We start from the raw sequence: 15,715 nt of genomic DNA, 5'->3' as shown, positions 1-15,715 counted from the left end.
CGAGGCGCCCGGCGCGGGTGCCCCGCCCCGCTGTCAGCCCAGCGCGTTCAGCCGGTCCTTGAGCAAGGTGGCGCCGCTGGGCAGCCCCTCGATGAAGCCACGCTCCTCCAGGTCTTTCATGACCCGGCTGACCATCTCGCGGGAAGCGCCCACCATCTTGGCCAGGTCCTGCCGGGAGATTTTGTCCTTGATCACCAGCTGGCCCTGCGCGTCGGAGACCGCAAAGTCCAGCAGCGCGTGGGCGACACGCCCATACACATCCAGTAACGCAAGTGACTCAATCTTGCGATCGGCATGGCGCAGCCGCTTGACCAGCCCGCGCATCACCACCAGCGACATGGAGGCGTTCTCGGTCAGGCAGCGCGCAAACTCGGTGCGGCCCAGCATGAGCACGTCGGTCTGCACCTCGGCCCGCACCGTGGCCGAATGGGGTTCGTTGTCAATGATGCTCATCTCGCCCAGGTAGTCGCCCTGGGCCAGGGTGGCCAGGATCACCTCGCGCCCCCGGCTGTCCGAGGTCATGACCCGGGCCCGGCCCGTGAGCAAGATGAACAGGGCATTCGACTTCTGCCCCTGCTCCACCAGGGCCTCGCCGCGCTTGAAGCGGCGCTTGATCACCGCGCCGCTGATCACCTCGGCCTGCGCCACCGTCAGCAGCGAGAACAAAGGCACCCGGCGCAACAGGTCCAGGTTGGACAACATCGTGGACATGCAGACATCTCCTTTCAGGGGCGCGGCCCAACCGGCGCCGCAACGGGTTATCAATCGCTTCTTACAATCGCCGTGATTGAAAAAGGGGCCGCGAGCAGCCGCATCCGCCGGTTGATACTCGGCGGCTCAGCCCCCAGCTTTCCCCAACAGCGCCCCATGTAGCGGGCGCAAAACACAGGCTTTTACCATGTCCACCACCCAACACGCGAAAGTTCTGATCCTGGGCTCTGGCCCCGCTGGCTACACCGCAGCGGTGTACGCCGCCCGCGCCAACCTGAACCCGGTGCTCATCACCGGCATGGCCCAGGGTGGCCAGCTGATGACCACGACCGAGGTGGACAACTGGCCCGCCGACGTGCACGGCGTGCAAGGCCCGGACCTGATGCAGCGCTTTCTGGAGCACGCGGAGCGCTTCAAGACCCAGATCATCTTCGACCACATCAACAAGGTCGATTTCAGCAAGCGCCCCTTCACCCTGACCGGCGACAGCGGCACCTACACCTGCGACGCGCTGATTCTGGCCACCGGCGCATCGGCCAAGTACCTGGGCCTGCCCTCCGAAGAGGCCTTCATGGGCAAGGGCGTGTCCGGCTGCGCCACCTGCGATGGTTTCTTCTACCGCGAGCAGGATGTCTGCGTGGTCGGTGGCGGCAACACGGCCGTGGAAGAAGCGCTGTACCTGTCCAACATCGCCCGCAAGGTCACACTGGTGCACCGCCGCGACAAGTTCAAGGCCGAGCCCATCCTGGTGGACAAGCTCCACGAAAAGGTTGCCGCAGGCAAGATCGAACTCAAGCTGTTCAACACACTCGATGAAGTGCTGGGCGACAACACGGGCGTGACGGGCATCCGTATCAAGAGCACCAAGGACGGCAGCACGGAAGACATCAAGCTGCAGGGTTGCTTCATCGCCATCGGCCATGCGCCCAACACCGAAATCTTCCAGGGCCAGCTGGAGATGGAAAACGGCTACATCATCACCCAGGGCGGGCTCAAGGGTTTTGCCACCCAGACCAGCGTGCCAGGTGTGTTTGCAGCAGGCGACGTGCAGGACCATGTGTACCGCCAGGCCATCACCAGCGCGGGCACGGGCTGCATGGCCGCCCTGGACGCGCAGCGCTTCCTCGAACAAGAAGCTTGATGAAAAAATAAGCTGCAGGCTATAATTTGCGGCTTTGCTGAATTCAGCCCGTTTTTTGCGGCGCCTGAAACCAAGCAAATCGGGTTACCGCCACCCTTTCTGGCGAGGTGAGGCCGCAAGCCAACCTGGGCAAATCAACCGCCCAGGGCCCAGCGAACGGCCGTTAATCAGTATCGGAGTGTCCTCATGGCACGCGTCTGCGACGTAACGGGCAAGAAGCCCATGACTGGGAACAATGTTTCCCACGCCAACAACAAAACCAAGCGCCGGTTCCTGCCGAACCTGCAATACCGCCGTTTCTGGGTCGAGAGCGAAAACCGCTGGGTGCGCCTGCGTGTTTCGAGCGCTGCCCTGCGTTTGATCGACAAGAACGGTATCGACTCGGTGCTCGCAGACCTGCGTGCCCGTGGCCAGGCTTAAGGAGTAGCACCATGGCAAGCAAAGGCGGACGCGACAAGATCAAGCTGGAATCCACTGCGGGTACCGGCCACTTCTACACGACGACCAAGAACAAGAAGACGATGCCCGAGAAGATGCTGATCATGAAATTTGATCCCAAGGCTCGCAAGCACGTCGAGTACAAGGAAATGAAGCTGAAGTAATTCGGCCCGTTGCCTTCAAAAAAACCGTCCTCCAGGGCGGTTTTTTTATGCCCGCTGCACGCAATGCAGGGCCACCTTCCGATGAGACATGCTCAGGCCGCCTTGCGCGGCACGGGCAGCTCCGCCATCTGCACCGCCAGCAGGGCGCCCAGCGTGCGGTAGCCCGCCTCCACCTCGGCCGTGAATGGCATGCCGCAGCTCAGGCGCAAAAAGTGCTCATACCGCCCCGTGTTGGAGAACATGGGGCCTGGCGCCACGCGGATGCCGTTTTGCAGCGCTTCGTCGTACAGGCGCGTGGAAGAGATGCCGACCGGCAGCTCCAGCCACAGACTCAGACCACCCGGCGGCAGGCTCAGGCGCGTGCCTGCCGGAAAGTAGCGCGACACCGCCCGCGCCGCCTGCTCACGCTGGATGCGCAGCTGCGCCCGCATGCGGCGCATATGGCGTTCGTAGGCCGGTGAATCCACACTGCGCGCCGCCAGCAGCTGCGACCAGGTCTGCATGTTGCGCGTGCGGGCGAACTTGATCATTTGTACACGGGCCTGCCAGCGGCCCGCACTCATCCAGCCCTGGCGCAGGCCCGGCGCAAAGCTCTTGCTGAGCGATGCGCAGTAGATGACCTGGCCCGCATCGCCCTGGCGATCCCAGGCCTTGGCGGGCCGCAGCACATGCGGGGACTCCACAAACTCCCGATAGATGTCGTCCTCGATCAGTGCCAGTCCATGCTCCACACACAGCGCCACCAGGCGCTCCTTGTGGGTATCGGGCATCACGCTGCCCAGAGGCATCTGCAGATGGGGCACCACCACCACGCCCTTGAGCCGCGGCTCGTTGCGCGCGGCCAATTCCAGCGCCTCCAGCGAGATGCCGGTGTGCGGGCTGCTCGGAATTTCCAGCGCACGCAGCCCGCGCACCTCGATGGCCTGCAAGATGCCGAAGAACGTAGGCGATTCAACCGCGATCACGTCGCCCGGCTCGGCAATGGCATCAAGCGCCAGGTTCACCGCCTCCGAATTGCCATGGGTCGCGCCAATGTCGGCAGGCGCCACACACACGCCGAAGGTGAGCGCATGCCGTGCCATGGCCTGCTGGAACGCGGGGTGGGTGGTGGGCGCCGAGGGGCCGTACACCAGGATGTCCGGCTGCTCGCGCAGCAGGCCGTGGGCGAGGCGGTTGAGCGCGGCCGCGTCAAACAGACTGGGGGCAGGCATGGCGCTGCCCAGGTCCAGCGGCAGGGGGCCAGCGCGGCGGGCCTTGTCGAGAAAGCCGGAAATGCGCTCGTTGATGCCTGCAAACACATGTGGGTCGTGGGCCAGAGGTTCGTGCAACTCAGGCTCGCGGGCGCCGGGCAGCGCCACGCCACCCGGCTCGCGCACAAAGTAGCCCACCCGCTCGCGCGCCTCCACACAGCCCTGAGATTCCAGCTGGCGCAGCACCTGCAGCGCCGTCGTCAGGCTGACCTGGTGCCGCTGGCACAGCTCGCGCACCGACGGCATGCGCATGCCGGGCATGAGACTGCCAGCAGCGATCGCCTGCTCGTACAAGGCCGCCAGTCGGCGGTACAGCGGGGCGTCCCGGGCATCGGAAGAATGTTGTGACATGGGGTGGAGGGGATGGGTGCCGCACAACAGCGCGGGCGCGGCGGCAGATCAGCACATGGTGCCCCAATGCCGCTGACGGGTACAGATACAGAAAAGCACGCACACAACCATAACAGCACCCCAGCAATCGACGCTGTTCTACATCTCTGTTCTGGTGTGTGTACCTGTTGCACCCGGGCTGCTTTTTCTACGCTTGGGCTTCCTCGCAGCCCTCTTTTTTCCTGGAGCCCCGCACCATGTTTTCATCCCGCACGCCCACCACACCCCCGCCACCAATTGCCCTGGGCCCTGGCCAGAGCCTCTGGCTCTGCTTGCCGCCTGGCAGCGCGCTGCACGCATCTCAAGGGGAAGTGGCCGTGCACTGGGCCCCGGCAGACTGCGGTGGGGCCTTGTACAACCCGCCGCACACGCGGCTGACGGCAGGCGAACACCTGCCATGGAACGCACGGACACAGGCCACCTGGGTCCAGCTGCACAACCCCTCGCACCATCCCGCCCACCTCCAGCTGGTGGAAGCAACATCCGAGGCACCAGGGCGGCTGACAACAATCCTGCAGAGACTGCGCGCGGCCCTCAGGCATCCTGAAAAAGCGGCGAAGAACCCCGGGCATCACGGCGCATGGCACACCGCGCGGTGAGCATGGACCCCAAAGAAAAAGGCCTTGCCAAGCGGCAAGGCCTTTTTTTATCCGGTGCGGAGCGCCGCCGCCTCAGGCCTGCGCAGCCCGCAGCCGCAGCGAAAACTCGCGCAATGCAGAAATCCCGCTTTCTTCCGCACGGCGGCACCAGGCCTGCAGGTCGGCCGTGAGCTGCTCGCGCGATTGGGAGGTGTTCAGCCACAGCTGGCGCAGCTCCTCGCGCATGGTGACCATCTTGTCGAGCGCGGGGTGAGCAGCACGCGCCTGGGCCAATTGCGGCAATGCGATGGCTGGCACCTTCTCGGCATCACGGGGCAGCCAGCGCTTGGCAGCCTGGAGCACCGAGACATCCGCCTGGCGGGCCTTGAGCGCAGCGATTTCTTCCTTGCAGGCCTGGCGCACACCACGGGCATAACCGGCCATGACTTCGTAGCGATTGGCGATCAGGGCCTCCAGCGTTTTCTCGTCGGCCACCGGCTTCACATCGCCCAGTTGCAGCTTGGGCGGCACCTTCTTCACTGTGGCCCAACCCACCTTTTTCATCAGGCTGATGTACACCCAGCCAATGTCAAATTCATACGGCTTGACCGAGAACTTGGCCGACGTGGGGTAGGTGTGGTGGTTGTTGTGCAGCTCTTCGCCACCAATGATGATGCCCCAGGGCGACAGGTTGGTACTGGCATCCTGCGCCTCGAAATTGCGGTAGCCCCAGTAGTGGCCCACGCCATTGACCACGCCAGCGGCCCAGAACGGAATCCAGAGCATCTGCACGGCCCACACAGCAGCGCCCAAGGCGCCGAACAAGGCCAGGTCGAGCACCAGCATCAGGCCCACACCTTGCCAGCCAAACCGGGTGTAGACGTTGCGCTCTATCCAGTCGTCCGGCGTGCCATGGCCGAATTTTTTCATGGTTTCCATGTTCTTGGACTCGGCGCGGTACAGCTCGGCGCCGCGCCACATCACAGTGTCCAGCCCACGCGTCTGGGGGCTGTGCGGGTCGTCCACGGTTTCGCACTTGGCGTGGTGCTTGCGGTGGATAGCCACCCATTCCTTGGTGACCATGCCCGTGCCGACCCAGAGCCAGAAACGGAAGAAATGCGAGGGAATGGCATGCAGGTCCAGCGCACGGTGGGCCTGGGCGCGGTGCAGGAAGATCGTGACCGCCGCGATGGTGATGTGGGTCGTTGCCAGGGTGTAGAGCACGATCTGCCACCAGGCCAGGTTCCACAACCCATGGCCCAACCAGTCAATGGCAGCGTTCAGCACAGCCCAATCGGGTAACAGCATATTCAACAAAAGCCTTACTACAAAGAACCCGCTCACCAGCGAAGCAGGTCTCCAATTTTAAAGTGACGCCCCCTTGAAAAACAGGGGGTATCCATGGGATTTACGCTGATTTAGAGCGTGTTCTCAGCCCATCTGTCGCCAACAGGTCATATCCCCAAGTTGGCGCAGAGGATCCCTAACCTTCAGCGCTTGCGGGTCCAGACCGCAGCAAAAAAACCATCCGTCTGGTGCAGGTGGGGCCACAGGCGCAGATAACCACTGCCCGATGCACCCCCGCTGCACAGCCCCGTAGCACCCTCGACCTTGAGCTGAGCCAGCAGTTCGCCCGCATCCAGCAGTTCGAAATCCGGGTGCGCGGCGCTGAAGGCTTCGGCAATCGCTTCGTTCTCCTCGGGCAGGATGCTGCAGGTGGCATACACCAGCCGACCGCCGGGCTTGAGCAGGCGCGCCGCACTGGCCAGGATGGAGGCCTGCTTGGCCGTCAGTTCCTCGACCGCCTTGGGCGTCTGGCGCCACTTGAGATCGGGGTTGCGGCGCAGCGTGCCCAGGCCGGAACATGGCGCATCCACCAGCACGCGGTCGATCTTGCCCGCCAGGCGCTTGACGCGCTCGTCGCGCTCGTGCGCAATCGCGGCCGGGTGCACATTCGACAAACCACTGCGCGCCAGGCGGGGCTTGAGCGCATCCAGCCGGTGGCCCGACACGTCAAACGCATACAGCCGACCCGTGTTGCGCATGCTGGCGCCAATGGCCAGCGTCTTGCCACCCGCACCGGCGCAAAAATCCACCACCATCTCGCCACGCTTGGCATCCAGCAGCAGGGCCAGCAGTTGCGAGCCCTCGTCCTGCACCTCGATGGCACCACGGGTGAAGGCATCCAGCTTGGTCAGTGCGGGCTTGTCATCAATGCGCAGCCCCCAGGGCGAATACGGCGTGGGCAGGGCCTTGATGCCCGCTTTGGCCAGTTCTTTCTGCACATCGGCGCGCTTGTCCTTGAGGGCGTTGACACGCAGATCCAGCGGCGCACTCTGGGCCAGGCTGCCGACCAAGGGCCAGAAACCATCGCCCAGCTGGTCCTTGAGGGGCTTGACCAGCCATTCGGGCAGGTTGTGGCGATGGCGCTCCATCAGGTCGTCCACCGTGACGGCATCGCACTGGTCCAGCCAGTTCTTTTCCTGGTCCGTCAGTGCACCTTTGAGGAAATCACGGGGGCCATAGAAGCCCAGGATGGCCAGGCGGCGTTCCTTGGGGCCCGAGCCCGAGGGTGCCATGTGGTCGAACAGCAGTTTCTTGCGCAGCACGGTGTAGACCGTTTCGGCCAGCGTGGCACGCTCGCGCGGCCCCAGGCCCCGGTTGTCGCGGAAAAATCGTGACACCACCGCGTCGGCGGGGTGTTCAAACGTGAGGGTGAGCCTGACCAGTTCGGCGCAGGCGTCGAGAAGAACTTTGGGATGCATCCCCCAATTGTCCCATTCCCCGCAGCGCAGGCTGCATCCCCCTCCTCGCGGTGCATGGGAGGAAGGGGCACCACGCAGCCGCTTTGGCTGCGGCTCGTCATGTCATCGGGTATAGATGGGCTCGAACGCCGAGCGCTGGATCTCCTGCAGCGTGGGCGATTCGCCCGCCCACAGCACCAGCGCGGGGCCGGGCAGGCTCAGGTTGCGTTCCAACGCGCGGCACAGGTGGTAGCGGCTTTCGTCGTCCAGGCCCGGCAGTTCCACAAACACCAGATACGCCCTGCGCTGCGGGTGCTCGCGCAGGTTCTTGCGCACCAGCCAGCAGCGGGCCAGGGGGGCGCAGCGGGCCAGTTCGGACTGCAGTTCGGCCAGCTCGAAGGCGCTCAGGTCGTTGCGCGTGGTCTGGCTGAAGAAAGAGGTACCCGACAACTCCTCCCAGGCGCGCTCTTCGGACTCCTGGGCGCGCTCCAGCCGCTTGCGCCATTGCTTGAAAGCGGCAGCGTCATGGTCCAGACCCAGGCGCGGGGTCTCCAGTTCGGCCAGCGCGGTGCGTGCGGCCCAGTAGCGGTCGCTGCTGCCCGCCTCCCACACCCGATTCAGCAACTGCAGCTTGGCTTCGCGGTCGCCTTCGGGCAGGCAGGGCACCAGCCCGCGCAGCGCCGCCGGGTAGTCCGGGCTGCGCTCCAGCGCCAGCTCGTAGAGTGCCCGCACTTCGGCATGCGGGTCGAGATGCCGCTTGAGGCGCGCCAGCTCCACCAGTTCGGCGGCACTGCTCTGTGCGGTAGAGGCGCCCAGGGCCTCGGCGCGGGCGCGCACGCGGCCCAGCCAGGCATGGTGCTGCTTCCACTCGGTGGCGTTGTCACGGCACCATTGTTTGTCGAAATGCGCCACCCAGCGTTTGGCATCCGGCCCCAGCAGGGCCAAGGCATTGCCGCGCGACCAGTCCGGCACGGTGGGGGCCACGTCCAGCGCCTCGATGCGATCGCGCAGGCCGGGATGGGTGTCGTCCACGCTGCTCAGGCGCTTGAGGGCCTGTCGCAGTGCATCGTTGGCAAACACGGCGTCCGGGGCCTTGGCCAGTTGGCGGCGCATGCTGCGGTACGGACCCACGGGCAGCGGATTGTCGGCCGCCACACACCAGTGGTTGCCCCAGAACTCGGCCTGCAGCCAGGCGCCCCGGATTTCGATTTCGGCCAGCGCAGCGGCCGTCACGTCGCGGCCCAGCAGCTTGCCCGCAATGCGGTCGGCCTCGTACTCGTCCTGGCGGGCCAGCGCAAAGGTCTTGGCCGAAAAGCGCGGGAAGTACCAGCGCATGAAAGCCTGCGTGGCCGCGGCCACCGGGCCTTCGTCGTCGGCCAGGCTGTGGTTCAGGCGCATCCACGACAGGCGCGTGCGGTAGATCCAGGCAGCAAACCGGCCATGGTCGCCGCGCAGGTGCCCGTATTCATGGGCCAGCACAGCCAGAAAACGCGGCCTGTCCAGCGCCATCAGCAGGGGCAGACCGATGCTCAGGTGGTTGACGGCGCCGCCCAGCAGGCCAAAACGCGGTAGTTGCTGGATGCTGGCGTTGAACTCGTCATTCAGCGTGATCTTGTGGATGGGCGGCCCCTTGATCTTGCGGCGAATGCGCGCCAGGGCTTCGAACAGGTCGGGGGCATCCAGCGCCGTGATCTCCACCCCGCCGGGCGCATCGAACCGCACCCACAGTGCGCGCAGGCTGACCCAGAGCAGGCCACCAGCCCCCAACAAGGCCCACACCAGGGCCAGACGAAAACGGCCGTGCAGCAACTGCGGCACCACCCACATCAAAATACCCACGGCCAGCGCAAAGCACCCCAGCACCCACGCATAGCCCAGCGCCGCAAACGCCGCCACGCTGCGGCGGTACGCTCGGCTGTTATCGGCACTGGCATGCTCGCTCATGCGCACCAGGTGCACAAAATCTGCCTGATCCACGGACGTCCCTCACTCTTGCTAGATTTTTATAAGCCGCCATCCTAACCATTCACAGCAACCCCACAGCCACCATGACCGACGACGACCTGCCCGCCCTGATCCGCACGCCCCCAGGGCTGTACCGCCACTACAAAGGCATGCTCTACGAGGTGATCGACACCGTGCGCCACAGCGAAACCCTGGAGCCCATGACGCTGTACCGCGCGCTGTACGGCCAGCGGGGGCTGTGGGTGCGCCCGGCCGCCATGTTTGAAGAGCAGGTACTCATCAACGGAGTGCTGCAGCCCCGCTTCGCAAAATGCGCGGAGCAACCGCCCGCCAGTTGAATGCTGGTTGACCGCCGGGGTCACGCCGCAGTGCGCGGCAACCGGGCGGCCGCCACCAGCCCGCCGCCTGCGGCGTTGCGCAGCACCAGCTGGCCCCCATGGCGGCGCACGATGTCGCTGGCGATGGTGAGCCCCAGCCCTGCCCCGCCGCTCTGGCGGTTGCGCGAGGCCTCGACGCGATAGAAGGGCTCCAGGACCCGCTCCAGCTCCTCCGGCGGCAGGCCCGGGCCGTGGTCGCGCACCTCGATGGTCAACGCGTCGGCCGCATCGTGCAGCGTGACCTCGGCGCTGCCGCCGTAGCGCACGGCATTGCCCACCAGGTTGTCCAGACAGCGCCGCAGCGCCACGGCCTGCACACGCAGGGGCGCCGCCTGCCCGGCCACCGTGATCCGGTGGCCCATGGCGACCTGGTCGTCAGCCATGCTTTCGGCCAGCGCCTGCACGTCGAGCAACACCCAGGCCTCGGCGCCCGCCGCGCCGCGCAGGTAGTCCAGCGTGGAGGCGATCATGGCGTCCATCTCTGCAATGTCGCGGCGAAACAGCTGCTGCGCGCGGGCGTCGTCTAGACTTTCGGTGCGCAGGCGAAGCCGCGTCAGGGGTGTGCGCAGGTCGTGCGACACGGCCGCCACAAACCGGTCGCGCTCGGCCAGTTGCTGGCGGATATGCGCCTGCATCCGGTTGAACACCCGGCTGGCGTCGCGGCACTCCAGCGTGCCGTCCTCGGGCAGTGGGGGGCGGTGGATGTTGCGCCCCAGCTCCTGCGCGGCGGTGGCCAGCCGGTGCATGGGGCGCGACAGCCAGCGCGCTGCCCACCAGGCCACGGCCACCAGCGCGGCCAGGCGCACGCTGATGTCCAGCAGCAGGCCCAGTTGCAGCGCGGGCGGCGCGTTCCAGAAGCCGGGCCGCTCGCCGCGGGGCCCCGGGCCGGGCGGTGGCGGGGGCCGCCCAGCGGCCGCCATCGCAGGGGACGGCAGGCCAGGCGGGCCCGGAGGGTGCTCCGGGTGGGCCGGGCGCAGTTCAAACATCAGCGTGAGGGCCAGCACATGGCTTGCGATCACCGCCACGATGAGCAGCAGCGCGAGCCGCCCGAATAGGGTGTCCGGCAGCCCGCGCCGGGCCACGGCGCCCAGGCGCCCCGCTCTCAATGCGGCCACCCCACCTGCCCCTGCAGCGACTGCACGTGAAACAGGTAACCGGCGCCCCGCACGGTGCGGATCATCGAGGGTGAGCGCGGGTCGTCCGCGAGCTTGCTGCGCAGGCGCGAGACCAGCAGGTCGATGCTGCGCTCGAACGCGTCCATGGCCCGGCCCCGGGCCTGCTCCATGAGCTGGTCGCGGCTGAAGATGCGGCGCGGCATGCGCAAGAAGGTGCAGAGCAGGCGGAATTCGGCGTTGGACAGCGGCACGACCATGCCCTGCGGGGAGACCAGGTGCCGCTCGATGCTGTGCAGCGTCCAGCCGTCAAAACGCACCACCTCGTCGGGCCCCTGGCGGGCTGGTGCGCCCTCACTGCCGGTGCGGCGCAGCACCGTCTGGATGCGCGCCACCAGCTCGCGCGGCTCGAAGGGTTTGCCCATGTAGTCGTCAGCCCCCATCTCCAGCCCCAGCACACAGTCATAGGGGTTGGCACGGGCAGTGAGCATGATGATGGGCACCCGGGAGCGCTCGCGCAGCTCGCGGGCCAGCGTGATGCCATCGGTGCCGGGCAGCATCACGTCCAGCACCACCAGGCCGATGGGGTGCGCCAGCATCTGCGCGCGCATCGCCGCTGCGTCGCAGGCCGCGTGGGCGGCATACCCAAAGCGGGTGAGGTATTCGGTGAGCAGCGTGGTGATCTCGACATCGTCGTCCACCACCAGGATGTGTTGCATGGGCAGGCACGGGCGCAAAAAAACGCCCCAAGAAGAACGCTCCAAGTTTAGGGAGCCACCCCACCGCCCTCGGCCCGATCTGGCGGGGATTTGCACCCCTGTTCGCGCCTTGCAGGCACCCTTTGTATCGGCCTTGGTACAAAGCGGACAAACCCCAGAGACACGCCCCCCAAAGAATGGGCTTGGGCCATGGCCGATGGCTTCCGCTGTGGAGGGCCTGGCAGGGCCCTCCCTTGGAACGAAAGGAACGACGATGACGACCATCAGTAGCGTCAGCAGTGCCTGGTCCAGTGCGAGCGTGCAGCGGGCATCGCGCCCGGCGCCGTCGCCGGAGCGGCTGCTGTCCAAAATCGATGCCGACGGCAGCGGCGGCGTGAGCGACACCGAACTGCAGGGCCTGCTGGACGATGTAGCCAAAAAGACCGGCGTGAGCAGCCAGACCAGCGCAGCCGACCTGGTGAAGCAGTACGACGCGAACGGCGACGGCAGCCTCAACGCCGACGAGCTGGGCCAGACCATGCAAAGCGTGCTGCCCCCGCCCCCCTCCACTATGGCCTTTGCCCAGTCACGCAGTGGCGATAGCAGCAGCGGCACCGGCCAGGGGGGCGACGATCTGTTTGACAAGGTGGACAGCGATGGCGACGGCAGCGTGAGCAAGACCGAATTGCAGGCGCTGCTGGAGGCCATGTCCGGCGGCACGGCCAGCCAAATGGGCGTGAGCAGCGACGAGGTGTTCAGCCAGCTGGATGCGGACGGCGACGGCAGCCTGAGCGAAGCCGAGTTCGACGCAGGCCGCCCCTCGGGCCCCGGCGACGCAGCGGGTGGCATGCAGGCCATGGGCGGCATGCCACCGCCTCCTGGGGGGCCGGGTGGGCCGGGCGGTGCTGGCGGCGCGGCAGGTGCATCGGGCAGCAGCCAGGCCACCAGCTACGACCCGCTGGACACCAACGAGGACGGCGTGGTCTCGGCCGCCGAGCGCCTGGCCGGTGGCACCAGCAGCGTGGAGCAAGATGCGATCACGGCGCTGTTCAACGCCATCGACACCGATGGCGACGCCAGCATCAGCACCACCGAGTCCCAGGCATTCATCGACCAGCTGACCCGCCAGGCGCAGTCAGCCACCGCAAGCAGCGAGTCCAGCGGCCGCAACGACCTGGCGCGGCTGGCCGACTTTGCCCGGCAGCAGTACGCGCTGGCCGCCAATGGCTGGAGCACCGCCTCGTCCTCCAACGCCAGCAGCCTGAACGCAGTGGCCTGACGCGGCCCCAGCAGGCACGGCAAGAAGGAGAAGGGAGGCCGGGGGGGGGAGTGCAACCGCCCCCCCGGGGCACGCAGTGCGATTCGCCCGTCAGTTGACGAGCTGCGTGCGCCAGAAAACCCATTAAAAATGGCCTCTGCGCGCGACCATATTGCCCTAATAGCTATCAATTAAATAGCAATCAACTCCCTGCAGGTGGCAGGGACCCAGGCAACCGGGTGACGACCTACAGCGCCTGCACCAACGCCCGCACGGCGCGGGGGTAGATCACATGCTCCTGCGTCAGCACCCGCGCGGCCAGCGTCTCGGCCGTGTCGCCCGGCAGCACCGGCACCACGGCCTGGTCCAGGATGGGGCCCACGTCCAGCTCGGCCGTCACCTGGTGCACCGTCACGCCCGCAAACTTGCAGCCTGCATCGATGGCGCGCTGGTGCGTGTGCAGCCCGGTAAAGGCAGGCAGCAGCGAGGGGTGAATGTTGATGAGCCGCCCGGCGTAGTGCGCCACAAATCCGGGCGTCAGGATGCGCATGAAGCCGGCCAGCACCACCAGCGCGGGCTGGTGGCGGTCGATGGTGGCGGCCAGCTCGGCGTCAAACGCCTCGCGGCTGGCAAAGGCCTTGTGGTCCAGCGCCTCGGCGGCGATGCCCTGCTCCCGCGCAAAGGCCAGCCCGGCGGCGTCGGGTTTGTTGCTGATGACGGCGGCGACGCGGGCGCGGTAGCGCTGCGCCCAGTTCTCCTGCTGGGCGGTGCGGACGATGGTGGCCATGTTGGAGCCGCCGCCAGAGATCAGAATGACGATGTTCTTCATAAATTGCCCCGGATTATCCCAGCCATGCCCTTCGACCCCGTCACCCGCCCCCTCACGCCCCACGAAGCCCGCGTGCTTGCCACTCTGATGGAAAAGGCGCGCACCGTGCCCGACAGCTACCCCATGTCGCTCAACGGCCTGGTCACCGGCTGCAACCAGAAAACCAGCCGCGACCCGGTGATGAACCTCAGCGACGCTGAGGCGCAGGAAGCGCTGGATTCGCTCAAGCTGCTGACCCTGGCATTCGAGAGCAGCGGCAACCGCACCACGCGCTGGGAGCACAACTTTCAGCGTGGCGTGGGCGTGCCCGAGCAATCGGCCGTGCTGCTGGGCCTGCTCATGCTGCGCGGCCCGCAGACGGCGGGCGAGCTGCGCATCAGCGCCGAGCGCTGGTACCGGTTTGCCGACATTTCCTCGGTCGAGGCGTTTCTGGACGAACTGCAGGAGCGCAGCGCCGAAAAAGGCGGCCCGCTGGTGGCGCAGCTGCCCCGCGCGCCCGGCGCCCGTGAGCAGCGCTGGGCCCACCTGATGTGCGGGCCGGTGGACACCACCGCCAGCGCACCCGCGCCGGGCAGCAGCGCCGGGGGCGGCAACGCCTCGGCCGCGCTGCAGGCCCGTGTGGAAATGCTCGAAAGCCAGGTCGCAGCCCTGCAGGCCACAGTGCAGCGGCTTTGTGCCGAGCTGGGAGTCTGAGCAGCAGAAGGCATCGAAGCGAAACGCCGAAATGCGCGAGAACCGAGGATCGCGCGTTGCAGCCCCTGCTTCTTCTGCCGCGCAGATTCCTGGGCATGGCCGTCGGAATGTCGCCACCCGGACAGGCTTAAAACGAACGACCGTGCTACAAATGCGGTTCATTTGGAGACAAACCGATGGATCTCGCATTCACCCCCGAAGAACAGGCCTTCCGCGAAGAAGTTCGCGCATGGGTTCACGCCAACCTCCCGCAGGACATTTCGCACAAGGTGCACAACGCACTGCGCCTGACCCGGGCCGATATGCAGGGCTGGGCCAAGATCCTGGGCAAGAAGGGCTGGCTGGGTTTTGGCTGGCCCAAAGAGTTTGGTGGCCCCGGCTGGACGGCCGTGCAAAAACACCTTTTTGAAGAAGAGTGCGCCCTCGCCGGTGCGCCCCGCATCATCCCCTTCGGCCCCGTGATGGTGGCCCCGGTGATCATGGCGTTTGGCAATGCCGAGCAGCAAAAGCGCTTTTTGCCCGGCATCGCCAGCGGCGAAGTCTGGTGGAGCCAGGGCTACAGCGAACCCGGTTCAGGCTCGGACCTGGCCAGCGTCAAGACCCGCGCCGAGCGCGTGGGCGACAAGTACATCGTCAACGGCCAGAAGACCTGGACCACCCTGGGCCAGCACGGCGACTGGATGTTCAACCTCGTGCGCACCAGCAACGAAGGCAAGCCCCAGACCGGCATCTCCTTCCTGCTGCTGGACATGAAGTCCAAGGGCGTCACGGTGCGCCCCATCAAGCTGCTGGACGGCGAGTGCGAAGTGAATGAGGTGTTCTTCGACAACGTCGAAGTGCCCGCCGAGAACCTGATCGGCGAAGAGAACAAGGGCTGGACCTACGCCAAGCACCTGCTCTCCCACGAGCGCACCAACATCGCCGACGTGAACCGCAGCAAGCGCGAGCTGGAACGCTTGAAGCGCATCGCCAAAACCGAAGGCATGTGGGACGACCAGCGTTTCCGCGACCAGATCGCCCTGCTCGAAGTGGACATCGTGGCGCTGGAAATGCTGGTGCTGCGCGTGCTGTCGGCCGAGAAGAGCGGCAAGAACTCGCTCGACATCGCCGGTCTGCTCAAGATCAAGGGCAGCGAGATCCAGCAGCGCTATGCCGAGCTGATGATGCTGGCCGCCGGTCCGTTCAGCCTGCCCTTCATCGAAGAGGCCATGGAGGCTGGCTGGCAGGGCAACTTCCCGGGCGGCGTCACCGCCAACGCGCCGCTGGCATCCACCTACTTCAACCTGCGCAAGACCACCATCTACGGTGGCTCCAACGAAGTGCAGCGCAACATCGTGGCTCAGACCGTCCTCGGCTGATCCCAAGTT

The 15,715-nt window shown here is 66.2% G+C and carries 15 protein-coding genes; 7 read left to right on the top strand and 8 right to left on the bottom strand.

Features of this window, described 5'->3' with window-relative positions; all coding sequences use genetic code 11:
* Window positions 1-33: 33 nt before the first annotated feature.
* Window positions 34-711, bottom strand: a complete 678-nt coding sequence (locus ACSQ3O_RS06600) for a Crp/Fnr family transcriptional regulator (protein ID WP_436138278.1) — start codon at window positions 709-711, stop codon at window positions 34-36.
* A 187-nt stretch (window positions 712-898) separates the two neighbouring features.
* Between ACSQ3O_RS06600 and trxB the strand changes: the two genes are divergently transcribed.
* The 3 genes from trxB (at window position 899) to rpmG (ending at window position 2,454) form a co-directional block, all read left to right on the top strand.
* A complete protein-coding gene (trxB, locus tag ACSQ3O_RS06595; protein ID WP_063461313.1) occupies window positions 899-1,852 on the top strand; it encodes a thioredoxin-disulfide reductase in 954 nt (317 codons plus the stop codon).
* A 186-nt stretch (window positions 1,853-2,038) separates the two neighbouring features.
* On the top strand, window positions 2,039-2,272 hold the full coding sequence (gene rpmB / locus ACSQ3O_RS06590; RefSeq protein ID WP_015013086.1) for a 50S ribosomal protein L28: 234 nt from the start codon (window positions 2,039-2,041) through the stop codon (window positions 2,270-2,272).
* A gap of 11 nt (window positions 2,273-2,283) precedes the next feature.
* On the top strand, window positions 2,284-2,454 hold the full coding sequence (gene rpmG, locus ACSQ3O_RS06585) for a 50S ribosomal protein L33 (protein ID WP_008904999.1): 171 nt from the start codon (window positions 2,284-2,286) through the stop codon (window positions 2,452-2,454).
* Between the two features lie 92 nt (window positions 2,455-2,546).
* On the opposite strand, the gene ACSQ3O_RS06580 is transcribed toward rpmG, so the two are convergent.
* The 4 genes from ACSQ3O_RS06580 to ACSQ3O_RS06565 form a co-directional block, all read right to left on the bottom strand.
* Window positions 2,547-4,055: a PLP-dependent aminotransferase family protein gene (locus ACSQ3O_RS06580; RefSeq protein WP_436138277.1), complete on the bottom strand. Its 1,509-nt coding sequence runs from the start codon at window positions 4,053-4,055 to the stop codon at window positions 2,547-2,549.
* Window positions 4,056-4,765: 710 nt separating this feature from the next.
* Window positions 4,766-5,980 (bottom strand): DesA family fatty acid desaturase, encoded by a 1,215-nt coding sequence (locus ACSQ3O_RS06575; protein WP_436138276.1) that lies wholly within the window; start codon window positions 5,978-5,980, stop codon window positions 4,766-4,768.
* 182 nt (window positions 5,981-6,162) lie between these two features.
* Entirely contained in the window at window positions 6,163-7,437 is a 1,275-nt protein-coding gene (locus tag ACSQ3O_RS06570) for an RsmB/NOP family class I SAM-dependent RNA methyltransferase (protein ID WP_298449049.1), read from the bottom strand.
* A 102-nt stretch (window positions 7,438-7,539) separates the two neighbouring features.
* Window positions 7,540-9,393 carry a M48 family metallopeptidase gene (locus tag ACSQ3O_RS06565; RefSeq protein WP_137746063.1) on the bottom strand — a complete coding sequence of 618 codons (1,854 nt, stop codon included), beginning with the start codon at window positions 9,391-9,393 and terminating at the stop codon, window positions 7,540-7,542.
* 71 nt (window positions 9,394-9,464) lie between these two features.
* On the opposite strand from ACSQ3O_RS06565, the gene ACSQ3O_RS06560 reads away from it, so the two are divergent.
* Complete coding sequence (locus ACSQ3O_RS06560; protein ID WP_137746062.1) at window positions 9,465-9,719, top strand: DUF1653 domain-containing protein; 255 nt, start codon at window positions 9,465-9,467, stop codon at window positions 9,717-9,719.
* Window positions 9,720-9,739: 20 nt separating this feature from the next.
* On the opposite strand, the gene ACSQ3O_RS06555 is transcribed toward ACSQ3O_RS06560, so the two are convergent.
* Window positions 9,740-10,873 (bottom strand): ATP-binding protein, encoded by a 1,134-nt coding sequence (locus tag ACSQ3O_RS06555; RefSeq protein ID WP_436138275.1) that lies wholly within the window; start codon window positions 10,871-10,873, stop codon window positions 9,740-9,742.
* The gene (locus tag ACSQ3O_RS06550; protein WP_436138274.1) at window positions 10,861-11,589 is read right to left on the bottom strand and encodes a response regulator; all 729 of its coding nucleotides are present in this window, start codon (window positions 11,587-11,589) and stop codon (window positions 10,861-10,863) included. Before ACSQ3O_RS06550 ends, ACSQ3O_RS06555 begins: the two co-directional genes overlap by 13 nt.
* Before the next feature lie 253 nt (window positions 11,590-11,842).
* Here ACSQ3O_RS06550 and xopAW point away from each other — a divergent pair, with 253 nt between their 5' ends.
* Window positions 11,843-12,847 carry a XopAW family type III secretion system calcium-binding effector gene (gene xopAW / locus ACSQ3O_RS06545; protein ID WP_436138273.1) on the top strand — a complete coding sequence of 335 codons (1,005 nt, stop codon included), beginning with the start codon at window positions 11,843-11,845 and terminating at the stop codon, window positions 12,845-12,847.
* Window positions 12,848-13,073: 226 nt separating this feature from the next.
* On the opposite strand, the gene purN is transcribed toward xopAW, so the two are convergent.
* Window positions 13,074-13,655: a phosphoribosylglycinamide formyltransferase gene (gene purN / locus ACSQ3O_RS06540; protein ID WP_436138272.1), complete on the bottom strand. Its 582-nt coding sequence runs from the start codon at window positions 13,653-13,655 to the stop codon at window positions 13,074-13,076.
* A 24-nt stretch (window positions 13,656-13,679) separates the two neighbouring features.
* Between purN and ACSQ3O_RS06535 the strand changes: the two genes are divergently transcribed.
* Window positions 13,680-14,348, top strand: coding sequence for a YceH family protein (locus tag ACSQ3O_RS06535; protein WP_436138271.1), 669 nt, complete (start codon window positions 13,680-13,682; stop codon window positions 14,346-14,348).
* 176 nt (window positions 14,349-14,524) lie between these two features.
* On the top strand, window positions 14,525-15,706 hold the full coding sequence (locus tag ACSQ3O_RS06530; protein ID WP_137746056.1) for an acyl-CoA dehydrogenase family protein: 1,182 nt from the start codon (window positions 14,525-14,527) through the stop codon (window positions 15,704-15,706).
* The last annotated feature ends 9 nt before the right edge of the window (window positions 15,707-15,715 follow it).

The organism is Acidovorax sp. LjRoot74, from assembly GCF_964254355.1.
Lineage (GTDB): Bacteria > Pseudomonadota > Gammaproteobacteria > Burkholderiales > Burkholderiaceae_C > Acidovorax.
The sequence above is the reverse complement of the archived record's forward strand: the minus strand, read 5'-3'. Positions and strand labels throughout refer to the sequence as shown.